Raw genomic sequence first — 22,712 nt, forward strand, 5'->3', positions numbered from 1 at the left:
ACCTATTTCCTAATTATTAGAGTTCCATTATATTTTTTCCCCAACGAGGTTTCAATAACGTAAGCGTATACGCCAGGAATCGCTTCCGCTCCATTCCATTCATTATCACTTTGATAGTTCTCTGAAACAAAAACCAAAGTTCCATCCTGTGAAAAAACTTTCACTTTTATCTTCTCAAAAAATTCAACACCAAGTATATTCCAAGTGTCATTAAAACCATCGGCATTTGGAGTCAACAGCTCTGGTATATCCAAGTCAGGCACAATAGTCAACATTCCAATATTAGCGATGATTTCATATTCATCTATGAATAATTCCTTTACAAGGATATCGTAATCACCGGGATCGCTACTCCTATTAGCTTCTGAATACAATTTTATTCTTGATTCAATAACTTCCTTTTGTTCTAAAGACAAAGGAGTTAAAAATTCAAAATCAAATGGAGGGTTTTCAATCCCCACGGACCTAGAGGTATTATAAATTTCAATTTCTACCTGTACTGGAAGTATTTCAAAAATTCCAGTTTCAAACTCTATCTGATAATTAGACCCAAAAGATAATGTTCCCTGATGAATCTTATATACACCGACACTTTCACCAATCTCACGAATCAATTCTCCAGATTGGGGTAGTTCTTCATCAACTCCACTGAGAACAAACCTCAAAATTGGCTCTTTCATGCCATACTCCTTTGTCTGGTTTTCAGCTCTCACATAAAGAATTCTTTTAGAAATAACCAGATTCGCGGGACTAAATGACAATTCATAATTATTCGGCTTGTTAACAGCAAGCGTTCCTTGATTGATTGCGTATGCGCCAACGTCTTCGCCAAGCTCTCTTGTCAATGATCCTAACATATTGTCGCCAGCAACCAAGCCTGAAACTTGATAAGTCAATACTGGGTCAGCGGAGCCGAATGCTTTTGACTGGTCATTAGTTGTAATAGTTAGAGCTTTCTTATTAATTACCAGATCAGCACCAACATATCTAATCGTGTAATTAATATTGCTGCTTAAAGCGTCAACCACTAAACTTCCCTGTTCTATCTGATAAACGCCAACGTCTTCACCTGCGGCACGAACCAAGCTACCTCTCAGGTTATCGCCTGCTTGAAGCCCTGCAACTGTGTAATCCAACACCGGATCTGCATCGCCATAAGTTTTTGACTTCGCATATGCAGTTACAACAACTTCAACGCTCGAAGGAGCAATAGTGAATGTTCCTGAAGTAAATACAAGGTCATAGTTATTCGGTTTGTCAAGAGCTAGCGTTCCTTGATTGATAGTATATGTACCAACATCTTCGCCAAGCTCTCTTGTCAATGATCCTAACATATCGTCGCCAGAAACCAAGCCTAAAACTTGATAAGTCAATACTGGATCCGCAGCGCCGAATAATTTTGATTGATCATCGGCTGTAATAGTGAGAACTCTTTTATTAATAGTAAGATCAGCTCCAACAAATCTAATTGTGTAATTAATGTTGCTGCTTGAAGCGTCAACCATTAAACTTCCCTGTTCTATCTGATAAGAGCCAACATCTTCGCCTGCGACACGAACCAAGCTACCTGTCAGGTTATCGCCTGCTTGAAGCCCAGCAACTGTGTAATCCAACATTGGATCCGCATCGCCATAAATTTTTGATTTTGCATTTGCAGTTACAACAACTTCAACGCTCGAAGGAGCAATAGTGAATGTTCCTGAAGTAAATGCCAAGTCATAATTATTCGGTTTGTCAACAGCTAGCGTTCCTTGATTGATAGCGTATGAGCCAACATCTTCGCCAAGCTCTCTTGTCAATGATCCTAACATATCGTCGCCAGAAACCAAGCCTGAAACTTGATAAGTCAATACTGGATCCGCAGCGCCGAATACTTTTGATTGATCATCGGCTGTAATAGTGAGAACTCTTTTATTAATAGTAAGATCAGCTCCAACATATCTAATTGTGTAATTAATATTGCTGCTTGAAGCGTCAACCACTAAACTTCCCTGTTCTATCTGATAAGAGCCAACGTCTTCGCCTGCGACACGAGCCAAGCTACCTGTCAGGTTATCACCTGCTTGAAGGCCTGCAACTGTGTAATCCAACTCCGGATCTGCATCGCCATAAGTTTTTGACTTTACATTTGCAGTAACAACAACCTCAATGCTCGAAGGAGCAATTGTAAATGTTCCTGAAGTAAATACAAGGTCATAGTTATTCGGTTTGTCAACAGCTAGCGTTCCTTGATTGATAGCGTATGCGCCAACGTCTTCGCCAGTTTCTCTTGTCAATGATCCTAACATATTATCACCAGCAACCAAGCCTGAAACTTGATATGTCAATACTGGATCCGCAGCACCGAATGCTTTTGACTGGTCATCGGCTGTAATAGTTAAAGCTCTTTTATTAATTGTCAGATCGGCTCCAACATATCTAATCGTGTAATTAGTGTTGCTGCTTTCTGCATCTATTGCTAAACTACCCTGCTCTATCTGGTAAGATCCAACGTCTTCGCCTGCGACACGAGCCAAACTTCCTGTAAGGTTATCGCCTGCTTGAAGTCCTGCAACTGTGTAATTCAACATCGGATCTGTATCGCCATAAGTTTTTGACTTTGCATTTGCAGTTACAACAACTTCAACACTCGAAGGAGCAATAGTAAATGTTCCTGAAGTAAATGTAATGTCATAGTTATTCGGCTTGTCAACAGCAAGCGTTCCTTGATTAACTGCATACGTGCCAACATCTTCACCCGTCTCTCTTATCAATGATCCTAACATATTGTCGCCAGCAACCAAGCCTGAAATCTGATAAGTCAATACTGGGTCCGCGGAGCCGAATGCTTTTGATTGATCTTCAGCTGTGATCGTCAGTGATTTTTTATTAATTATCAGATCAGCTCCAACAAATCTAATTGTGTAATTAATATTGCTGCTTCCAGCATCTATTGCTAAACTACCCTGCTCAATCTGATAAGAGCCAACGTCTTCGCCTGCGACACGAGCCAAGCTGCCTGTCAAGTTATCGCCTGCTTGAAGCCCTGCAACTGTGTAATCCAACACTGGATCTGCATCGCCATAAGTTTTTGATTTTGCATGTGCAGTAACCACAACTTCAACACTCGAAGGAGCAATAGTAAATGTTCCTGAAGTAAATGTAATGTCATAGTTATTCGGCTTGTCAACAGCAAGCGTTCCTTGATTAACTGCATACGTGCCAACATCTTCACCCGTCTCTCTTATCAATGATCCTAACATATTGTCGCCAGCAATCAAGTCTAAAACTTGATAAGTCAATAATGGATCCGCAGCACCGAATGTTTTTGATTGGTCATCGGCCGTGATCATCAGTGATTTTTTATTAATTGTCAGGTCAGCTCCAACATATTTAATCGTGTAATTAATGTTACTACTTCCAGCATTTATCACTAAACTACCCTGCTCAATCTGATAAGCGCCAACGTCTTCGCCTGCGACACGAGCCAAGCTACCTGTAAGGTTATCGCCTGCTTGAAGCCCTGCAACTGTGTAATCCAACATCGGATCTGCATCGCCATAAATTTTTGATTTTGCATTTGCAGTTACAACAACTTCAACGCTCGAAGGAGCAATAGTGAATGTTCCTGAAGTAAATGCCAAGTCATAATTATTCGGTTTGTCAACAGCTAGCGTTCCTTGATTGATAGTATATGTACCAACATCTTCGCCAGCAACTCTTGTCAACTCTCCCAAAATATTGTCGCCAGGAACCAAGCCTGAAACTTGATATGTCAATAATGGATCCGTAGCATCGAATACTTTTGATTGATCATCAGCTGTGATCGTCAGTGATTTTTTATTAATTGTAAGGTCAGCTCCAACATATCTAATTGTGTAATTAATATTGCTGCTTCCAGCATCTATTGCTAAACTACCCTGCTCAATCTGATAAGAGCCAACGTCTTCGCCTGCGATACGAGCCAAGCTGCCTGTCAGTTTATCGCCTGCTTGAAGCCCTGCAACTGTGTAATCCAACATTGGATCCGCATCGCCATAAGTTTTTGACTTTGCATTTGCAGTTACAACAACCTCAACACTCGAAGGAGCAATAGTGAATGTTCCTGAAGTAAATGCCAAGTCATAATTATTCGGTTTGTCAACAGCTAGCGTTCCTTGATTGATAGTATATGTACCAACATCTTCGCCAGCAACTCTTGTCAACTCTCCCAAAATATTGTCGCCAGGAACCAAGCCTGAAACTTGATATGTCAATAATGGATCCGTAGCATCGAATACTTTTGATTGATCATCAGCTGTGATCGTCAGTGATTTTTTATTAATTGTAAGGTCAGCTCCAACATATCTAATTGTGTAATTAATATTGCTGCTTCCAGCATCTATTGCTAAACTACCCTGCTCAATCTGATAAGAGCCAACGTCTTCGCCTGCGATACGAGCCAAGCTGCCTGTCAGTTTATCGCCTGCTTGAAGCCCTGCAACTGTGTAATCCAACATTGGATCCGCATCGCCATAAGTTTTTGACTTTGCATTTGCAGTTACAACAACCTCAACACTCGAAGGAGCAATAGTGAATGTTCCTGAAGTAAATGCCAAGTCATAATTATTCGGCTTGTCAACAGCTAGCGTTCCTTGATTGATAGCGTATGCGCCAACGTCTTCGCCAGCAACTCTTGTCAATGACCCTAACATATTATCGCCAGAGACCAAGCCTGAAACTTGATAAGTCAATAATGGATCCACAGCACCAAATGCTTTTGAATGGTCATCGGCTGTAATAGTTAGAGCTTTCTTATTAATTTTCAGGATATTCCCATTATAAGTAATATCATAATTATCAAGCCCAACACCTGTTGTCATTGTAATATCATATGTCCCAGCATCTTCGCCTGAATTCCTGCCTAAAGCACCCGTAATTGTTAGTCCAGCTGGCAACGATGGAGTGATTGTATAAGTTTTCTCAGGATCTATTTCACCATATGTTTTTTCCAGATAATCCGCAGTGATAGTTATGGGTCTTTTCTTAATCGTAAGATCAGCCCCTATAAATATTAAATCATAATTGTCGAAAGCTATATTTGGTGGTAATATTTTATATTCACCTATATCCTCGCCAGCCTCGCGAGTCAAAGAAGAGCCAGTCAAGTTATCTCGAGGAGCTAAATTATCAACATCAAAAGTTAATACTGGATCAGGCTCCCAATAGATTTTTTCCTGCTCATGAGCAGTAATAGTAAGCGTTCTTTTTAATATTCGAAATGTATTTCCAACAAATGTGATGTCGTAGTTGTCCAACCCATTTGGAAGTGTTATATCATAATCACCTATATCCTCGCCAGCAACTCTGCTTAAACTCCCTGTGATCTCCAAACCTTGAGGCAGATCTGGAGAAACTGTAAATGTCCTATCTGGATCGACTTCACCATACACTTTTTCTATATAATCCGCAGTGATAGTAACAGAACGCTTTTTTATCGTCAAATTCGCTTCAACAAATGTTAGATCATAATTATCAAATGAAATACTTGGTGGCAAAATCTTGTATTCTCCAACATCCTCACCTATTTCCCTTGGCAATGTTGAACCCGTCAAGTTATCTATTGGGGCGAGATTTATCACATCAAATGTAAGCGTCGGATCAGGATCACCAAATATTTTCTCTTGTTCATGGGCTCTTATTGTCAGAGGCCTTTTCAATATTGTGAAGTCCGCTGTAACAAATGTTATATCATAATTGTCCAATGAAGGATCCGAAGGCAATGTTATCTGATAAATTCCCACATTTTCGCCTGATTCTCTTCCCAACTGACCTGTTATCGACAAATTTGAAGGCAACGCAGGAGTGATAGCAAAGTCTCTGAGTGGATCCGAATCTCCAAATATTTTGGTTTTAGGAATTGCAGAAATTGTAATCGGTCTTTTTAATACTGTTAAATTCGCCCCACTATAATTTATATTATAATTCGGACTTGAATTCACCCCCAACACTATCGGATGTTCACCAACATTCAATAAACCACCATCCACACTCAGAATATTTCCCGATATATTTACCAATGGTGGATTATTGATAACATCATAAGTGAATGGAGGATCAGAATCTCCAAAAATTTTCGTCTTGGGATGCGCTATAATATTTATTATGTTATTTACTTTGATTGTCAACACAGGAGCGGTGAATACAACCGTTAATCCTTCACTATTGACCAAATCAATAAAAGCTTGCGGAAACATATCCACAGAATAAGTTCCTATACCTTGATTGCTCTGGTCTCTGCCAATTTGCATTGTCCCAGCTCTGCCGTCACTGATCGTAAATGAGCAATTGTAAACCGGATCTTCATATCCCCATATTTTCTCATAAGAAGTAAATTCCGGAATAACTGTAATCGTTCCAGCTTGCATTCTAGACGAGCTAATCTCTGTACTCTCCCCAATTTCAAATCTCAAGGACTGCTCTTGCCTTACAGTCTCTAGCCTAATCTGGGCTTGAAGATCAAAAGCAAATAAAAACAGAATCATTAGTATTGCCTTGTAAAAAAGCTTCCGACTATAGCAGTTGATAGCCAAATCAGTAAAAAATATTAAGTTGTAAATATTCTTCATTTATAAACGATAGTTATATTTCTAAATATTAATGTTTATCACGTTTAGCTTTTTTCTAATTTTCTCCTTAATATTCCTTCCAGAGAGGAATAAATAGCAATAAAAATCAACCGTGATAATCTCTATTACTTGTTACCAAAACCTTCTTTGATCCGCATCTTGCTTGAATATTTGAAAGCCCAATGAAGCTTCAAATAAAGATTTATGCGTTTGTTCTAATGGATTTGAATATGAAAAATCAACCGCAATAGTATTGGCTAGTGTAAAGCCCAGCATTGCCGTGACAAACTCATCTGTCGAATAAATCAATCCTAACCTAAAACTTTCATTATACTCCACTTGACTGACCAATGACCAGTTCATAGCGACTCCACTTCTCAAATGAGCCGAATTAAGCCAATTCCAGCTATCAATAATATTCAATCTATAACCTGCGGATACATTCAAATAATTATTTTGGGCAATTGAAAAACCGTCTGATTGTAAATATTGATCCAAAGCAATTCCCAAATAAAAACTTTCTCCATATCCAGTCAAACCTACTTTTGCCCGATGAGCAGTATTTCGACCTTCACTATCCAACAAATCAACATATATTACATCTTGATAATGAGTAGGGTTAAGCTCTTCCAAATTGTACTCTGAAAGAATATATTGATAAGAAATGCCTGCTCCCATTCTAAACTGATCCGTCAAAGAAATATGAAAAGCATAAGCTAAATCCGCCTGTGTCAACTTTGAAGGCCCAAACTCTTGATACATAATACTAGTACCCATGCCATGGCTTATTTCTTCATGCAAATACCTCTGCGCGCGATTTGTTCGTTTTAAAGGTCTGCTCCTGTATGAATTTCTATCATCTTTAATTGGATATGATGGAAATCTTAAATCTGCGGAAAACAAATAATTAGTGACAGACAATTGATTCACTATATTCACTCTTCCACCTCCCATTCTCACATTCCAATAAGGATTAATGCCACTGAAACTTGGATTCAAGCTTTGAGAAGAAAGAAAGTATTGCTTAAATGCAACAGACTGTTGAGCGTAAACTATTTGTACGCTTATGCTCAATATTAAGATGATTGTTAATTTTTTCATTATTGGTTCTTGATTAAAAGAAATCCTGTGAACTTTTCGCCTGTAGAAGTTTCAATGACATAACTATAATTCCCTTGTTGATCATCCGAAGGCTCCCAATTATTTTCTTCATTATAATTTTCAGTGAAATAAACCCTCTTACCATCAGGTGAGTATACAGAGACACGTAGTTTTTCATACATTTCCGCATTTTTAATCCTCCATGTGTCATTATGCCCATCGCCATTTGCCGTAATGATCCCCTGAACTTCTACCTCTGGTAAAACTGTCAATACGCCATCAAAAATTTCAAACTCATAATTCTGCGCATAAATTTGAGACATTTCAATAGCATATACTCCCGGTTCCGAATCTCTGTCAGCCTCACAATTTAAAGTTGCTTCCAATAGCAATACATTTATGTCATCTTCATTTTTAAAACCTTCCGCTTGAAAAGTAAATTCTGGATTTTCTTCTCCAAACAATCGTTTATGATCATGAACAGTGATCGTTACGATTGCAGGATTGATTTTCAAAAAAGCTTCATCGTAAACCAATTCATATCCATTTGGCACACTTAGTCCCATGCCACTGATCGCATATTCGCCTACATTTTCCCCTTCCACTCTTGACGGTTTGCCAGAAACAATATGCCTATAGTCATTAGAAATAACATCATAAACTAAATCAGGATCTACTTCTCCATACTCTTTTTCTACTGAATTAATTTGAACTCTAATTGGGATAAGTTCATTTTCTATAATAGTGAAAACTCCTTTGATAAAAATTAGCTCATAATTATTTCCCGCATTCAATGTTCCTTGCAGAATTTCATATGTTCCCGCTTCTTCTCCATTTTGTCGAATCAATTTACCCGACAAATTATCGCCATCCACTAAACCAATTGTCTTATATGTTAGCTCTGGGTCATTGTTACCACTAATTTTCGTTTTATTTTCAACAGTCAATATCAACGATTTTTTATCAATTGATAAATTGGCTCCAATAAAATCAACAGCATAACTAATATTTTCATTTGTCGTTTCTGCGGTCAAAGAGCCTTGTCTTATAGCATAGTCACCAATATCTTCTCCTGAAACTCGCTCTAATTGACCAATCATTCCATCACCTTCTCTTAAACCTTCAACCATAAAACTGAGCAGAGGGTCATCATCTCCATAAGTTTTTCGCACATCATTAGCTGTAACGGTAATCACTACTTCCTTTGGGGATATTTTAAAATCACCCTCATGAAAGACTAATGCATAATTTTCTGGTTTATCAGGAGTCAATGTTCCTTGACGTATAAGATAATCTCCAACATCCTCTCCTGCCAAACGTTGCAAACTTCCTTGCAATTGATCGCCGAAGACTAAGCCTGTGGCTACAAACGTTAACTCAGGGTCAGCTTCTCCGAATATTTTAGATTTATCCTCAGCAACAATTGACAAGTTTTTTTTAATAATCTGAAACTCGGACTCAACGAAGTTTATGGAATAGTTTATATTAAGATTTGAGCTTATTGCTAAAGAGCCTATTCCTATAGAATATACGCCGGCATTTTCACCAATCTCTCGGCTTATTTTTCCGCTAAGCATCCCCCCCGCTTCTAAACCTGAAACCTCGTATTCCAATTCAGGATCTTGTTCTCCATATACTTTAGATGCCTCTTTAGCTGTGATGTTAACAACCGCATTCAACTTAAGTATTGTCAAATTGCCTCTCTCGAATGTTAAATCATAATTATCAGTCTTATCAACGTTCATTGTGCCCTGAGAAATGATATAATTCCCAATATCCTCTCCTATTTCCCTCTCAAGCTCACCTAGAATTTGATCTCCATCCACAAGCCCTGTAACTTGATAAGTAAATACAGGGTCATTATCTCCATAAGTTTTGGATTTATCTTCTACTGAAATAGTCAAAAGCCTCTTATTGATCGTAAAATCGGCACTTTCATACACTATCCTATAATTTCTATTTCCATTTGTGTTTACATCCAAAGAACCTTGTTGGATAGCATAAACTCCAGCCTCTTCTCCAGCAACCCTAGTCAAGTCGCCAATCATTTGATCGCCATTTTGCAAACCTTCCACGATATAATCAAGCTCTGGGTCCATATTTCCATACACCTTGTTCTTCGTATTAGCTCTTATAGTCAGATCAAAAGTATTATTCAAAATAGTAAAAGTTGCTCCATCAAAAATTATATCATAATTGCTTCCTGCTGTTAAGGTTCCTAATAAAATAGGATACTCACCCTCGCTTTCTCCAGCTTCACGCATCAAACTTCCTGAAAATTGATCTCCATTAATGAGTTGATCAGCATTATATGTAAGAGCTGGATCTGATGCTCCCAAATTTTTGGCATGATCAACAGCCGAAACTGTTATAGTCTTCCTTAAAACTTCAAAATAATGATCACCTAATTTTAAAGTGAAATTTGAATGCACGCTAAGAGTGCCTAACTCAAATTTATAAGTGCCAGCATTTTCTCCATCTTCTCTATTCAACATACCAGAAATTGAATAACCCTGCAACAAGCCTTCGCTTGCAAATGAAAAATCAGGATCATTCTCTCCGTATACTTTTGACAAATCATCAGGTGTGATGACGACTTCTTTAGGCAGAATGATGAAAGTTGCTATTTTTTCCACCGCTAGATACCCATCTCTTTCCGGAATAATCGCTTTGATTTTTATCTCGCCTGCATTTCTGATATTCAGATATCTGTTTCCATTATTGTAGATGATTCTGTTTCCATTATCATCGCCTACAAATTCATACACTACAGTAACTTCAGCATCTGTATCCGCTTCTAACAGAAAATCAGCATCGCCAAAAGTTAGCACCTCATCTTCAAATATCAACTTTGGCTCATGCGTTACTGTAAATGGATGAGACTGCACTCCCTGATAAGGATCATAAGGCCCATAAGTTTCATTACCCATAAAACAATAATATTCACCCGGCTTTTTAAACATATACTTCCCGGGGGCCACCAACCTAATCGGAGCATCTGGATTTGGTTCAGTCTCAGTATCCACAAGTAAATCAGGATATGTATGCGCCCAAAAAGCTTTCCAATGATACTCTGTTTCATTTCCATTGATGATCAATTCGCCCGTCAGGTCAATAACTTCACCGACCTTGACATTATGGTCAAGAATAAGCATAGTACCTCTGTGATACAAATCATCAGCTTCAGGAATACCTAAATATCGTAGCTGTGTGGTCATTTTAAATTTATTCCACGAAAGATCCACCTTCTTAAGCTTGGAAATATCCTGAACCAGCACATCCGATAAATTACAAGAATTCACATTAAACTCTTCGAGAGCTGGAAATGAAGTCAAATCCAATACTCCTTCAATTGGATTTTTAGAAAAGTCTAAATTCTTTAATGCCAATAGTCCGTTGAATGGCAAGCTTTCAAAATCATTTCTCTCTAAATTTATCGTTTCCAACGTTTGCAAAAAATCAATATCCAAAGTTGTCAAGCTGTTTTGCTCTCCATCTAGAACCTTTAATTTTGGCAAATTCGCAAATGTGATACTTTTCATTTTTTTATAAGGGTCTCCACTTGTCCATGGACCTCTAAAATAGACATATTCCAAAGCCGGCAAATCCGCTAAATGATAGGTTTCAATATCATTTGATCCAAAGCCCAAACTCGTCAATTTATCCAACCCAGTGAAATCCAAACTTTTCACATGCGTGCTATTAATCCTTAAGTATTCCAAATGAATAAAAATCGTCGGATCAAATTCCTTGATAGGATTGCTTGAAATATCCAACCGCTTCAACGTCTCCTTTGAATTGCTTAACTCAACTTCTGAGAGATCATTTCCCCGCAAATCCACATCTTCCAGCTCATTTTGCGTAGTCAAGTCAATAGCTGTCATGGACTCGTCAAGATTATTCAACTCCAACTCTTTCAGCTGTTGATTCTCATCCAGCAAAATACCCGAAGCGCCAGAATAATGTATGACTACCTCCTTGAGCTCATCCAAGCCTCTCAGGTCGAAAACTCCAGTAGTTTCCCTTTCATAATACAACCTAATGGAAGTTACTCTCCTAGGCTCTGCTCCTGTCCAACTAGCACGGCCACCGTCAAAAGTTCTAGCATCCAAATCAATCTCCCATCCCAAATCATTTTGTGGGTCATTTGTGTCTTGAATGTTTTTTAGTATTTGCAAGTCCCCCAAATCACAATTTGTGACTTGCCCTAGAACTTCTCCCAAATGAAAGAAACTTAAAGTGAAAATTAAAAAAGCTAATGCCCGCATGTATTTTCTTAATTAATGTTACAATGAATATTGGTCAAATAAATCATCAACAAAGAAACCTCAAGTCGTCTACTAATAGACCCCTGAAAACAGGGATATTTAAAATATTATATTAAAACAAATTATATATCAAACAACTCCCCCGTAGGAAAACCATAAACCAAAACCTCATAGAAGTCCCGTAATTGGGAATGATCGGTTCTAATCGATTTATAAATTTTATATACTTTTATTTCAAATACATATACATTTTTACTAATTTTCGAATCTTATTTATTTACTACATTGAAAAATATGAATAACTTTTCCAAATGGATGATCAGTGCAAGCATGGCATTTGTTGTTTTACAAGGATGTCAAACCACTGAAAACAAGAAGGATAACAATATGGAGAGCCCTCAACCTTTCGAAGTGAAAGCCGACCGTTTCGCGGACATACAAGTGCTGAGATATCAAGTCCCTGGGTTTGAAGAATTGTCTCTCAACGAAAAAAAAGTGCTTTATTATTTGTCTCAAGCGGCATTGAGCGGACGCGATATCATTTGGGATCAAAATTTCAAATACAACTTAACCATTCGACGTCTTTTAGAAAGCATCGTTACGACTTATCAAGGCGACAAATCATCTGAAGAATTCAAAAACTTCATGACATATGCAAAAAGAGTCTGGTTTTCGAATGGCATTCACCATCATTATTCAACCAATAAAATTCAACCTGAATTCTCTTATGAATTTTTTCTGAATGATCTTGTGAAAAACTCAAATCAAGAAAAATTCCCACTTGAAGAAGGACAAACCGTTGAGAGCTTAGTTGACGAAATCTCTCCTTATATTTTTGACAAAAGCCTTTCAGCTAAGAGAGTTAATCTTGATCCCAACAAAGATTTAGTGCTAGGCTCAGCAAACAATTATTACGAAGAAGTCAATGCTGAAGAAGCTGAAACATTTTACGCTGAATTGAAATCCAAAGCCAGCAATTCTGATAAACCTGTCATGTACGGGCTTAACTCAAAGCTGATCAAAGACAATGACGGTCAGGTAAAAGAGAAAGTTTACAAAATCGATGGGATGTATTCCGAGGCTATCAGCCAAATAGTATATTGGCTGGAAAAAGCTAAAGAAACAACCCTTGATTCCGCTCAAAAAAAATCTCTTGGGCTATTGATCGATTATTACAGAACCGGAGATTTGAAAACATTTGATGAATATTGCATTGCTTGGGTAGCCGATACAGTTAGCAATATTGATGTGGTGAATGGATTCATCGAAGTCTACGGAGATGCCAAAGGATATAAAGCCGCTTATGAATCGGTAGTCTCATTCAAAGACCCTGAAGCCAGTAAACGAATGGAAGCGCTAGCTAAAAACGCTCAATGGTTTGAAGATCAATCGCCAATCTTGAGTGAGCATAAAAAGAAAAAAGTAAAAGGTGTTTCTTACAAAGTCATCAATGTAGTGATGGAAAGCGGAGACGCTTCCCCTGCGACGCCAATAGGTATTAATTTGCCAAATTCCAATTGGATCAGGTCGGAACATGGATCAAAATCCGTTAGCCTTGGAAATATCAAAGACGCTTACAACGCTTCAAGCGGAACAGGGACTCTTGAAGAATTTTGCTATGATGATGAAGAAATCTCAAGAGCTCAAAAACATAGCGTGCTTGCAGGAAAACTCCATACAGCTCTTCACGAAGTAATCGGCCATGCCTCTGGCCAGCTTAATCCGGGCATAGGCACACCAAAGGAAACATTGAAAAGCTATGCCTCTGCTCTGGAAGAAGGAAGAGCAGATTTGGTTGGATTATACTTTATCATGGACCAAAAGCTTATTGATATTGGTGTCATGCAAAGCATGGAAACTGCAAAAGCTCAATATGACGGCTATATCAGAAACGGGCTAATGCTGCAACTTAACAGACTAGAGCCAGGCGAAGTCATTGAAGAATCTCACATGAGAAATCGTCAACTTGTCGCTAAATGGGCTTATGAAAAAGGGCTTGAAGATAATGTCATTGAGAAAAAAAGTAAAAACGGGAAAACTTATTTCGTTATCAACGACTACGAAAAGCTAAGAGGCTTATTCGGTCAATTGTTAACAGAATTGCAACGCATCAAATCTGAAGGAGATTACGAAGCTGGCAAAAACCTGATCGAAACATATGGAGTACAGGTTGATGAAAACATCTACAATGAGGTAAAGCAAAGATACGCTAGCTTGGACAATGCTCCTTACTCTGGATTCATCCAGCCAAGACTTGTGCCAACGATGGAGGATGGAGAAATAACAGACGTGACTATTGAATACCCAAAAAGCTTTGTCGACCAAATGCTTGAGTACGGTGAGAAATATTCTTTCTTGCCGAATAAAAATTAATCAATACCTATATAATCGGAATTCGCTGTCTAATTAACAGCGAACTTTCCAATAAAAAAGCCATTGCATGATTTGCAATGGCTTCTCGCTTCTTAAAGCTTGTTTAATATTATTTATGTCTCGCCTTGAGATTGTCAACTACCTTGTCAAGAGAAATTCCTTTAGCTTCCAACAATACCAAATAGTGATACAACAAGTCAGCAGCTTCCTCTCTGAACAAATGTTCATCATCATCCTTAGCTTCAATTACTAATTCCACAGCTTCTTCTCCAACTTTTTGGGCTACTTTGTTAATCCCTTTGGCAAATAACTTAGCTGTATAAGATTCATCAGAAGGGTTTTCATGCCTATCTTTGATAACAGATCTCAAATGATCGATAAAATCAGTTGTTGACAACTCATTAGTCTCTTTAAAACAAGTATCCGCACCAGTATGGCATGTTGGTCCAATAGGTTCTGCTTTTACCAAGATCGCATCATTATCGCAATCAATCAATAAATCCTTCAACATCAAAAAGTTGCCTGAAGTCTCTCCTTTGGTCCAGAGTCTATTCTTGCTTCTGCTGAAGAAAGTAATCTTGCCTGTCTCTTTGGTTTTCTCCAAAGCTTCTTCATCCATGTAACCCAACATCAAAACTTTTTGAGTGATATTGTCCTGAACGATTACCGGCAAAAGACCTTGCCCTTTTTCAAAATCTAAATCCATCTTAAATTCTTACTTCTATTTGTTTGTCTCGAAGATAGTCTTTTAACTCTGGTATTCCTATCTCATTAAAGTGAAAAATACTTGCGGCCAAGCCAGCATCCGCCTTGCCTTTAGTAAATACATCAGCAAAATGATCCATGGATCCCGCTCCGCCTGAAGCAATCACTGGAATCGACAACTGAGTCGAAATCTCCGAAGTCAATTCACTGGCAAATCCATTTTTAGTTCCGTCATGATCCATTGACGTCAACAAAATCTCTCCGGCTCCTCTATTCTGACATTCGATACACCATCCTATAGTATCGATTTCCGCCGATGTTCGACCACCATGCACATGCACTGTATGCAATCCATGCACAAACTTAGTATCCACAGCGACCACCACGCATTGACTGCCAAACTGCGAAGCCAATTCATTAATCAAATATGGGTTTTTCACAGCGGCCGAATTTATCGCTATTTTATCTGCTCCCGCATTCAACATAGCAGAAACGTCCTCAACAGAGGAAATACCTCCTCCAACTGTGAAAGGTATATTTATCTCCTTGGCTATTTTTCTTACCAAGTCAACCAATGTCTTCCTATTCTCAACAGTAGCTGTGATATCTAAAAAAACTAGTTCATCTGCTCCTTGCTCCGCATAAGCCTTAGCCAATTCCACAGGGTCTCCTGCATCTCTCAACTCCACAAAGTTGACTCCCTTTACAGTACGACCATCTTTAATATCTAGGCAAGGTATGATTCTTTTCGTAAGCATATTATTTTAATATTTTAATAATAAATTTATTTATTAAAACAATAAATCTCATTTAATGTTATTTTTTTCTCATATATAGCCTTACCTACAATGGCTCCATAGATATCCATTTCAGCAAGCTTATCCAAATCCTGCATCGATGAAACACCACCGCTGGCTATTAGATTAATTTCCGGAAATTTCGCCATCAATTTCGCATACAAATCAAATGAAGGCCCCATCAATAATCCATCTTTGCTAACATCAGTGCAAATAACATCTCTCAGACCTTTGTCAATATACTTCTGCAAGAAGTCGAATAAATGCACTTCCGTTTTTTCTTGCCATCCGCTAATAGCGATATACTCCTCTCGCACGTCAGCTCCCAGAATAATCTTCTCCGCTCCATATTTTTCAATCCAACGTGTAAAGAGCTCTTCATTTTTGACTGCGATACTACCTCCGGTTACTTGCTCAGCGCCGCTTTCAAATACAACTTTGATATCTTCATCAGACTGAACGCCTCCGCCAAAATCGATTTTCAAATTAGTTTTGGAAGCGATTAGCTCCAATACTTTGTAATTAATGACTTTCTTGGCTTTAGCACCATCCAGATCCACCAAATGAAGTTTTTCTATTCCCGCGTCTTCATAACCCTTCGCAACTTCAAGAGGATCGCTGTTATACTCCTTCTTCTGATTATAATCTCCCTGCGTCAATCTAACGCATTTCCCATCTATAAGGTCTATTGCTGGTATAATATACATAGAAGTGTTAAAATTTAAAGTGAAAGGAAATTTTCAAGTATCTTGGAACCTGTGTCTCCGCTTTTCTCCGCATGCCCCTGAATCGCATAATAATTGTCTTTATGCAAAGCAGCGCTGAATGGGTGAATATAATCCGTCGTGGCGATCGTCTGCCCTTCTTTCACTTCAGCATAATAACTATGCACATAATACAGATACGGCATATCTACTATTCCTTTGAACAAGTCTCCTTGCATATCGGCTATTTTGTTCCACCCTACATGTGGTACTTTCGCCAAATCGCTTTCAAACTTACGAACATTCACATCAAAGATTCCAAGGCAATCAACATCTCCTTCTTCCGAATGCTTGCACATCAGCTGAAGTCCAACGCAAACACCAAGAAACGGCTGCTTCAATGAAAGAATCAACTCGTCAATATTTCTTTCCCTTATGTATTTCATCGCTGATGATGCTTCCCCGACACCAGGGAAGATCACCTTGTCAGCGCTTTTTATTTTCTCAGGATCATCCGTAATCTCTGGGTTCACTCCCAATCTCTCAAGAGCATTCACCACAGAAGTCACATTTCCCGCATTGTACTTGATTATAGCTAATTTCATTGCGATACTAATTATTAAAACGACTCTCTCAAAGCCACTGTCTTTCTCATTTTATCAATCAATGAAGCCGCTTCCGCTTCATTCAATGTTTGTTGTCCATCAGAAAACGCTTTTTCAGGCTGCTCATGCATTTCGAAAATCACGCCATCGGCACCTGCCATAACACTTGCCAAAGACATCGCTTCCACATGCTTTCTTATACCAATACCATGTGAAGGATCAGCCACTACCGGCAAATGCGTTTTATCTTTCAAAATAGGAATAGCATTCAAGTCCAAGGTATTTCTGGAAGCATTCTCAAAGGTTCTTATTCCTCTCTCGCAAAGAATCAAGTTTTCATTTCCTCCTGCGAACACATATTCCGCTGAAAAAAGCAGCTCCTCAATCGTCCCCGAGATTCCTCTCTTGATCATTACAGCTTTATCCACCTTGCCCAACTCGTCCAAAAGATTGAAATTTTGAGAATTTCTCGCTCCAACTTGGTAGATATCGACATAGTCATACATCGGTTCCACTTGAGAAACCTGCATTACCTCAGTAACGATTTTCAATCCAGCTTCTCTGGCTAGCTTATACCATAGCTTCAAGCCATCCATTCCCATGCCTCTAAAGCTATATGGAGAACTTCTTGGCTTATACACCCCGCCTCTCATGAATTTAACTCCTTGTTTTACCAAGAAATCAATTGTTCTTTTGATATTATCCTCACCTTCGATAGAACAAGGCCCAGCCATTATCGCGAAGTCCCCCTCTTTAATAAACACTCCATCACCACAATCAATGCTTGTTCTTTCAGCCTTCCACTTCTTGGACACTAATTGATAACTGTCAGAAACAACATGAACATCTTGGATGCCATCCATATTGCCAATCTCGCGAATGTCAAAATCCGACTTGCCTATGCAAACCAAATAATCTCCTTTTTGGGTTTTAACTTCAGTAGTTTTATAGCCTACCGACTCTATTTTATTTAAAACGCTTTGCTTTTGGCTCGCGCTGATGTTTTCTACAAGTTGTACGATCATGATATCTGAATTTTGAAATACAGTGTTTAATTTTTGGTTCCCTTTACAGAGCCTACGAAATCAATAATTGCCTCTTCCAGTCTTGAAGGGTTTTCCCTTAATACATTAACAAAGGCGCTTCCAATTATTGCTCCTGAAGCATGACTGCATGCCTTATCAAAAGTTTCTTTATTTGAAATACCAAAACCTATAATTCTAGGATTCTTCAATCCCAAATCATTCACTCTTTCAAAATAAGCCAACTGTTGGTCCGAAACATTCGACTTGGCTCCTGTCACACTTGCAGATGACACCATATAAATAAAGCCTTCGCTATGCTCATCTATATACTTTATTCTCTCATCAGAAGTCTGTGGTGTTATAAGGAAAATATTCAACAATCCATATTTTTCGAATATCTCTTTGTAATCTTCCAGATAAACCTGCATAGGCATATCGGGCAATATCAAACCATCAATTCCAACTTCTTGGCACTTTTTGCAAAACTCTTCTATTCCATACTTTATCACAGGATTGATATACCCCATCAATAAAAGCGGCATATCCACCTTTTGGCGAATATCTTTAAGTTGATTAAACAGCAACGCTGTAGACATCCCATTTTCCAAGGCCACTTCACTGCTATGCTGAATTGTTGGACCATCGGCTACTGGATCTGAAAATGGCATCCCTACTTCCACAAAATCAGCTCCTGATTTTTGAATCGCCTCAAGAATACCTTCAGTATCATTTAACGAAGGATAACCTGCCGAAAAATAAACCGACAAAATCCCTTCTTTTTTATTTTTAAATAATTCGTTTATTCTATTTTCCATGATATACTCGGATCTAAAAATTCATTAATTAAAGGTTTAAAACAACTATCAACAACCAATTAATAGCCACCCCATCTAATATAAGTTTCCAAATCCTTGTCACCTCTTCCTGATAGGTTCAACACAACTATCTCATCTTCTTTGAATTTGCGCTTGTCAAACACCGCCAATGCATGAGATGACTCAACCGCAGGTATAATACCTTCCAACTTAGCTAATTTGACGCCAGCGCTCATCGCTTCATCATCCGTAACGCTTATGAACTCGCCTCTTCCTGAATCAAACAAGTGAGCATGCATAGGGCCAATTCCAGGGTAGTCCAAACCAGCTGAAATTGAATATGGCTCTGTAATTTGTCCATCATTAGACTGCATAAGTATCGTCTTGCTACCATGCAACACTCCTTCATGTCCTAATGCGGTTGTCGCCGCTGACTCTCCTGTTTCAACACCTTTCCCTGCAGCTTCGGCGGCAATCAAGTTTACATTTTTATCTTCAAGAAAATGATAAAAAGCCCCCGCGGCATTGCTTCCTCCACCTACACATGCAATCACATGATCCGGTGTCTCTTTGCCTTCTTTTTCCTTCAATTGCTTGCGAATTTCCTCAGATATCACTGATTGAAATCTCGCCACCATATCAGGATAAGGATGAGGCCCAACCACAGAACCAATAATATAATGAGTGTCTGTCGGATTGTTGATCCAATGTCTCATCGCCTCATTTGTAGCGTCTTTCAACGTCTTGCTACCGCATGTCGCAGGCACTACCTTAGCCCCAAGAATTTTCATTCGCTCTACATTAGGCTTCTGACGCTTCATGTCAATTTCACCCATGTAAACAATGCACTCCATACCCATCAAAGCGCAAACGGTAGCAGTTGCAACACCATGCTGTCCGGCACCCGTTTCAGCGATAATTTTGCTTTTCCCCAATCTTTTAGCCACCAAGATTTGTCCAATAGTATTGTTTACCTTGTGAGCTCCAGTATGATTAAGGTCTTCTCTTTTCAAATATATTTTAGTATTGTATTCCTCTGACAATCTTTTAGCGAAATACAATGGCGTTGGCCTTCCAACATAATCTCTTAACAAATCTCTGAATTCTTTTTGAAATTCAGGCTCTTCAATAATCTCAAGGTAACGCTTTCGCAATTCCTCGACATTGGGATACAGCATTTCGGGAATATATGCCCCACCGAACTTGCCATAATATCCTTTATCATTTACATCAAATTTCTTAGACATATTATTTATTATTAATTTCTTTTAATTTTAATGCTAAATTCTCCAAACGACCTACATCCTTCAATGCTGGCTCGATTTCAAACTTGCTGTTAACATCCAAAGCTACCAAAGGCAGGTCTTCCAAAACCTCCAAATTATCCAAAGAGTCAACATCCACTCCTCCACTTAGGAAAAAAGGAGTTTCATAAGGGTAGTTTTTCAATAATTGCCAGTTGAATAATATGCCATTTCCTCCTCGACTTTTCCCTTTGGTATCAAACAAGAAATAATCAACACAATCTGTATAATTTGACAAACCCTCAAAATCGAATTCATCCCCAACTCCAAACGCTTTAATCACTTTAAAGCCCGCATTCTTAATCTCAAGACAAACCTCAGGCGACTCATCACCATGCAGCTGCACGACATTCATGCCGTAAATATTTGAAAAATCAATAATTTCGGGAGCGGTAGCATTAACAAACACGCCTACTTTGGAAATATTGGCAGGCAAATTCCTGATGCTTTCTCGGTTAAATTCAAGCCCAACAAATCTTGGCGATTTAGGATAAAATATGAAACCTAAATAATCCGGTTGCACTATCTCCACTACATCCAATATATTCCCCTCTTCGCGCATTCCGCACACCTTCAACTTCAAGCTTTTCATTATTTTTCTAGTCTTTGTATTTGTTCAACAAATTCAGCGCATGCTTTTCCTGGATTTGCATGCTTCATAAAATACTCACCTATCAAAAATCCTTCGTATCCGTATTTTTTCAAATCCACTACTGCCGCAGGGTCATTCAATCCACTTTCTGAAACTTTCACAAATTGATCAGGAATGAACTCTGCCAGCTTTTTGGACACATCCAATGATGTGGTAAATGTAGTCAGATCTCTATTATTCACACCTACCAAATCCAAGTGCTCAGACAAGCTTCTGTCAAGTTCCTCTTTATTATGAACTTCCATTAACACTTCTAGTCCAAGAGAATGAGCAAATTTGGCTAATTCAGTCAATCTGTTTGGCTCCAAACATGCCGCAATTAACAAAATAGCATCCGCTCCAATAGACTTGGCTTCAATGATTTGATACTCATCTATGATAAAATCCTTTCTAAGAATAGGACAAAAATTAAACTTTCGCGCTATTGTAAGATTCTCATTCTTGCCGCCAAAAAAATCCACATCCGTCAACACTGACAATGCAGACGCGCCAGCTTGCATATATCCGATGGATACTTCTTCCACGGATGAAAAAGCATTGATGATTCCCTTCGAAGGTGACTTTCTTTTCACTTCAGCGATAATCCCGGACTTATCATCTCTTTGAATATACTTTTTCATAGAAATCGTCTCTGTGGGAAAGTATACGCTTTGCTCAAGCTTTTTCACTGGCACCAACACCTTAGCCTCTTCCACTTCCTCTCGCTTACGAGCAATAATTTTTTCTAAAATATTCATCTCAATAATGATTTATGTGTACTAAGCCGGTTGGCTTGATAATTCTATCAATTTCTTAAAACTCTTCAATGCACTGCCGGACTCAAGAGATTCTTTAGCTCTTGCTACGGCAGCTTCCATTCCTTTATTTGGATGATAACAATACAAGGCCATTGCCGCATTGGCGATTACGACATCTTTTTGCGCATCTGTCCCGTTTCCTTCCAAAATTCCTATGAACGTGCCAGCGGCTTCCTCTACTGAATCGCCTCCAGTTAATTGTTCTTGACGATACTTATTAAAGCCTAGATCCTGCGGTTTCAAGATTCTATCTTCATTTTTTGTGATCATTTTAAACTCGGAAGTCAATGAAATTTCATCATATCCATCCAGTGAATGTAATATCACAAAGTCTTTGTCGCTTTTTTGGTATAAATAACCGTACAATCTAGCAATTTCAGGATTGAAGACCCCTACTATTTGCTTTTTTGGAAACGATGGGTTTACCATCGGCCCCAACATGTTGAAAAACGTCTTCACGCCCAACTCTTTTCTTATCGGCGCTACATTTTTCATAGCGGGATGAAACATCGGAGCATGCAAAAAGCAAATCCCGGCTTCATCCAAAGATCTTTTTATTTTATTAATATCATTCGTAAACTCATAGCCAAAATACGCCAATACATTGGACGAACCGCAAACTGATGATACGCTATTATTTCCATGCTTAGCCACATTTTCTCCAGCGCCAGCCACTATGAAAGAAGCTAAAGTAGAGATATTAAACGTGTCTTTGCCATCTCCTCCTGTCCCGCATAAATCAATCGCATCATACTCCGCGATATCCACAGGCAAACATAAATCCAACATTGCATCCCTAAAGCCAGCCAACTCATCAACGGTAATGCTTCTCATCAAGTAAACGGTTAAAAATGCCGCTATTTGGCTATTATTGTATTCACCTTGAGCCAATTTTGTGAGAATTTCCCTTGCCCTTTCTCTGGACAAAGATTTATATTCAAAAAGCTCATTTAATACCTTTTTCATTATTGATAATTTC

The 22,712-nt window shown here is 38.6% G+C and carries 14 protein-coding genes; 1 reads left to right on the forward strand and 13 read right to left on the reverse strand.

Going from position 1 to position 22,712, the window contains the following annotated elements; all coding sequences use genetic code 11:
- Positions 1–2: 2 nt before the first annotated feature.
- The 3 genes from AABK36_RS11860 to AABK36_RS11870 all read right to left on the reverse strand — a co-directional run bounded on the left by AABK36_RS11860 (position 3) and on the right by AABK36_RS11870 (position 11,956).
- On the reverse strand, positions 3–6,587 hold the full coding sequence (locus tag AABK36_RS11860) for an MBG domain-containing protein (RefSeq protein ID WP_338390273.1): 6,585 nt from the start codon (positions 6,585–6,587) through the stop codon (positions 3–5).
- 132 nt (positions 6,588–6,719) lie between these two features.
- Positions 6,720–7,688: a PorP/SprF family type IX secretion system membrane protein gene (locus AABK36_RS11865; protein WP_309938791.1), complete on the reverse strand. Its 969-nt coding sequence runs from the start codon at positions 7,686–7,688 to the stop codon at positions 6,720–6,722.
- The gene (locus AABK36_RS11870; RefSeq protein ID WP_309938790.1) at positions 7,688–11,956 is read right to left on the reverse strand and encodes an MBG domain-containing protein; all 4,269 of its coding nucleotides are present in this window, start codon (positions 11,954–11,956) and stop codon (positions 7,688–7,690) included. The genes AABK36_RS11865 and AABK36_RS11870 overlap by 1 nt, the downstream gene beginning before the upstream one ends.
- Positions 11,957–12,250: 294 nt before the next feature.
- Between AABK36_RS11870 and AABK36_RS11875 the strand changes: the two genes are divergently transcribed.
- Positions 12,251–14,329 (forward strand): dipeptidyl-peptidase 3 family protein, encoded by a 2,079-nt coding sequence (locus AABK36_RS11875; protein WP_309938789.1) that lies wholly within the window; start codon positions 12,251–12,253, stop codon positions 14,327–14,329.
- A 109-nt stretch (positions 14,330–14,438) separates the two neighbouring features.
- Here AABK36_RS11875 and hisIE read toward each other — a convergent pair whose 3' ends face one another.
- Genes hisIE through trpD form a run of 10 tightly spaced genes read right to left on the reverse strand, consistent with a single transcriptional unit; the run spans position 14,439 to position 22,699 of the window.
- A complete protein-coding gene (hisIE, locus tag AABK36_RS11880) occupies positions 14,439–15,035 on the reverse strand; it encodes a bifunctional phosphoribosyl-AMP cyclohydrolase/phosphoribosyl-ATP diphosphatase HisIE (protein ID WP_309938787.1) in 597 nt (198 codons plus the stop codon).
- A 1-nt stretch (position 15,036) separates the two neighbouring features.
- Complete coding sequence (gene hisF / locus AABK36_RS11885; protein ID WP_309938786.1) at positions 15,037–15,792, reverse strand: imidazole glycerol phosphate synthase subunit HisF; 756 nt, start codon at positions 15,790–15,792, stop codon at positions 15,037–15,039.
- A gap of 26 nt (positions 15,793–15,818) precedes the next feature.
- Positions 15,819–16,538 carry a 1-(5-phosphoribosyl)-5-[(5-phosphoribosylamino)methylideneamino]imidazole-4-carboxamide isomerase gene (gene hisA / locus AABK36_RS11890; protein ID WP_309938785.1) on the reverse strand — a complete coding sequence of 240 codons (720 nt, stop codon included), beginning with the start codon at positions 16,536–16,538 and terminating at the stop codon, positions 15,819–15,821.
- Positions 16,539–16,552: 14 nt separating this feature from the next.
- A complete protein-coding gene (gene hisH / locus AABK36_RS11895) occupies positions 16,553–17,140 on the reverse strand; it encodes an imidazole glycerol phosphate synthase subunit HisH (RefSeq protein ID WP_309938784.1) in 588 nt (195 codons plus the stop codon).
- Positions 17,141–17,154: 14 nt separating this feature from the next.
- A complete protein-coding gene (aroF, locus tag AABK36_RS11900) occupies positions 17,155–18,165 on the reverse strand; it encodes a 3-deoxy-7-phosphoheptulonate synthase (RefSeq protein WP_309938782.1) in 1,011 nt (336 codons plus the stop codon).
- A gap of 26 nt (positions 18,166–18,191) precedes the next feature.
- A complete protein-coding gene (gene trpA / locus AABK36_RS11905; protein ID WP_309938779.1) occupies positions 18,192–18,980 on the reverse strand; it encodes a tryptophan synthase subunit alpha in 789 nt (262 codons plus the stop codon).
- 59 nt (positions 18,981–19,039) lie between these two features.
- Positions 19,040–20,227, reverse strand: coding sequence for a tryptophan synthase subunit beta (gene trpB / locus AABK36_RS11910; protein ID WP_309938777.1), 1,188 nt, complete (start codon positions 20,225–20,227; stop codon positions 19,040–19,042).
- A gap of 1 nt (position 20,228) precedes the next feature.
- Positions 20,229–20,876, reverse strand: a complete 648-nt coding sequence (locus AABK36_RS11915; protein ID WP_309938776.1) for a phosphoribosylanthranilate isomerase — start codon at positions 20,874–20,876, stop codon at positions 20,229–20,231.
- Entirely contained in the window at positions 20,876–21,673 is a 798-nt protein-coding gene (trpC, locus tag AABK36_RS11920) for an indole-3-glycerol phosphate synthase TrpC (protein WP_309938774.1), read from the reverse strand. Before trpC ends, AABK36_RS11915 begins: the two co-directional genes overlap by 1 nt.
- A gap of 21 nt (positions 21,674–21,694) precedes the next feature.
- The gene (gene trpD / locus AABK36_RS11925; protein WP_309938772.1) at positions 21,695–22,699 is read right to left on the reverse strand and encodes an anthranilate phosphoribosyltransferase; all 1,005 of its coding nucleotides are present in this window, start codon (positions 22,697–22,699) and stop codon (positions 21,695–21,697) included.
- Between the last annotated feature and the right edge of the window lie 13 nt (positions 22,700–22,712).

The sequence above is a fragment of the Aureibacter tunicatorum genome, from assembly GCF_036492635.1.
Lineage (GTDB): Bacteria > Bacteroidota > Bacteroidia > Cytophagales > Cyclobacteriaceae > Aureibacter > Aureibacter tunicatorum.